At 58.2% G+C, this 2,544-nt stretch carries 1 protein-coding gene; it reads left to right on the forward strand.

The window, feature by feature from the left end:
* The coding region (locus tag AC0QH1_RS24445; RefSeq protein ID WP_473154737.1) for a calcium-binding protein at positions 1-2,544 on the forward strand (2,544 nt) is incomplete at both ends.

Here is a 2,544-nt window from a genome sequence, read left to right on the forward strand (position 1 = left end):
GGCAACCTCGGCAACGACAGCATCCAAGGAGATGCCGGAGACGACAACATCTCAGGCAACGACGGCGACGACATCATCAACGGCGGAACCGACAACGATCGCATTTCCGGGGATGACGGCAACGATCGCATATTCGGAGATGCAGGCAACGACAACATCACCGGCGACCTCGGCAACGATATCATCAACGGCAACGACGGCAACGATAACATCACCGGCAACGACGGCGAAGACATCATTCACGGTGACGCCGGAGACGACATCCTCCAAGGCAACGACGGCCAAGACTTGCTGTATGGCGACGGCGACAACGACATCATGACGGGAGACGCCGGAAACGACACTCTACATGGTGGCGATGGCAACGACCAAATGAGTGGCAACGACGATCGCGACTTGATATTTGGCGACAGTGGGGATGATGCGATCGCCGGAGACAACGGCGAAGACACCCTACATGGCGGAACCGGCAACGACTTAATGAGTGGCAACGCCGACAACGACATCCTCTACGGCGATGACGGCAGCGACACGATGACCGGAGATGATGGCGAAGACTTCCTCTCCGGTGGCGCAGGGGATGACCAAATGAACGGCAACGACGGTCAAGACCTCCTTTTCGGCGATGGCGACAACGACATCATGGCCGGAGACAACGGCGATGACACCCTTCACGGCGGAACCGGCAACGACCAAATGAGTGGCAACGCTGACCAAGACCTCCTCTTCGGCGAAGACGGCAACGACCAAATGACCGGAGATGGAGGAGAAGACACCCTTCACGGTGGCGCAGGAGATGACCATATCAGTGGCAACGACGGTCAAGACCTCCTCTACGGCGATAGCGACAACGACACCATGACAGGAGACGCCGGAGAAGACCTCCTCTATGGCGGAACCGGCGACGATCGAATGAGTGGCGGTAGCGAAAACGACCTCCTCTACGGCGAAGACGGCAACGACCAAATGGCCGGAGACGGCGGCGAAGACCTCCTCTACGGTGGCGCAGGGGATGACCAAATGAGTGGCAACGACGGCGAAGACCTCCTCTATGGCGATGGCGACAACGACATCATGGCCGGAGACAACGGCGACGACACCCTCTACGGCGGCGCAGGCAACGACGAAATGAGTGGCGGCAACGACATCGACCTCCTCTACGGCGAAACCGGAGAAGATATCCTCGCCGGGGATGCGGGAGACGATAGTTTATTCGGTGGCGAAGATGACGACGAACTCTACGGCGGCGACGGCGACGATTTCCTCGTCGGTGGCGCAGGTGCCGATTTCCAAGATGGCGGCGCAGGTGACGATACGGTATCTTACTTCAACTCCCCCGCACCCATTTACGTCCACCTGCAACCGGGACGCGGCGTCGGTGGCGATGCCGAAGGCGACAAAATTCGCAACGTCGAAAACGTCGAAGGTTCCGAATATAACGATACCCTGATCGGCGATAACGGTGCCAACGTCCTCAGCGGATTAGGCGGCGACGACATCCTCGATGGCAAAGTCGGTTCCGACACCCTGATCGGCGGCAGCGGCAACGACTATATCGACGGACGCCAAGACAGCGACCTCCTCGACGGCGGATTAGGCAACGACAGCATTCTCGGACGTTCCGGGGATGACACGATCGCCGGTGGCGCAGGTACAGATATCCTCGATGGCAGTTCCGGCGACGACTCCATTCACGGTGGCGCAGACGATGACGAAATTTCCGGCGGTTCCCACAACGATATCTTAATTGGCGACAGCGGCAACGACCTGATCGATGCCGGTTCCCACAACGACTATATCGACGGTGGCGCAGACAACGACACCCTCAACGGACACTCTGGCGATGACAGCATTTTCGGCGGAGAAGGCAACGATCTGCTGTTCGCACATACCGGCAACGACCTGCTGCATGGCGGCAAAGGCGAAGATACCCTCTATGCCGAAAAAGAAAATAACGTCCTCTTCGGCGGACTCGACAACGACCATTTATATAGTGGCGCGGGTCAAGATACCTTCATGCTTGGCGTCGGGTTTGGGGTGGAATTTATCTATAACTTCGACTTCGCCAAAGACAAATTTGGGTTTATCGGCGACCTCACCGAAAACCTAATCTCCTTCACCGCCGGTACTAACGAATTTATCAACGATACCCTGATCCATTTCACCGGCAACAACGAACTCCTCGGCGTCCTCAAAGGCATCCGCATCGGCGGCGAACCCACTGCGCCAGAAGTTTCGGTGATTCCCGAACTCACCATTGCCGAACTCCCCCCCGAAACCGAAGCGCAACCCAGCGAACCCACTCCCAACCCCAGCGCAGATACCACCCCTGCGCCAGTGAACTTTACTCCACCCTCAGCGGTTAACCCACCCGTCTCGCAACCCCCAGCGTCACCCACCGCGCCGGTTTCGGAAACCCCCGTCACAAATAACCCGCCGGTGTCGGAAACCCCGGAAGAACCCACCGCGCCAGTGTCGGAAACTCCCGAACAACCCACTGCACCAGTTTCCGAAACCCCAGTCACAAATAACCCGCCAGTGTCG

Source organism: Phormidium sp. CCY1219, assembly GCF_055795085.1.